This is a genomic window from Shewanella sp. AC91-MNA-CIBAN-0169 (genome assembly GCF_040310165.1).
Taxonomy (GTDB): domain Bacteria; phylum Pseudomonadota; class Gammaproteobacteria; order Enterobacterales; family Shewanellaceae; genus Shewanella.
The window spans coordinates 1-408 of record NZ_JBEOPM010000074.1 but is presented as its reverse complement, the minus strand read 5'-3'; the positions used below and the strand labels follow the sequence as shown (position 1 = coordinate 408).

Annotated in this window: 1 protein-coding gene; it reads left to right on the top strand. The window is 44.6% G+C overall.

All coding sequences use genetic code 11. The features are described 5' to 3' along the window. Positions 1–366 (top strand): integrase core domain-containing protein (locus AAEY98_RS22175; protein ID WP_351019712.1); only part of this gene is annotated, 366 nt, incomplete at its 5' end. Positions 367–408 lie beyond the last annotated feature (42 nt).

Genomic DNA, 408 nt, shown 5'->3' with positions numbered 1-408 from the left:
GTCGACTTCTCCTTACCTGCGGAGCGTGTGGTGAGAACATTGGATCAAATCATCGAATGGCGTGGAAAACCAAAACAGATACGCAGTGATAATGGTCCAGAGTATATAAGTGCGGTACTGGCTGCCTGGGCTGAAAAACACAATGTAGAACTGAAATTTATTCAGCCTGGCAATCCACAGCAGAATGCCTATGTAGAACGCTATAATCGGACTGTGCGATACGAATGGCTGAGCCAATATCTTTGGAATAGTATTGCCGAGGTACAGGAACATGCGACACAATGGCTATGGTTTTATAACAATGAAAGACCCAATACAGCAATTGGTGGTGTCCCACCAAAGCAAAAACTGGCACTAGTGGCCTAAGTCTCTACTTTTGATCTCAGCTAAAAATGGGGAGATTACCCA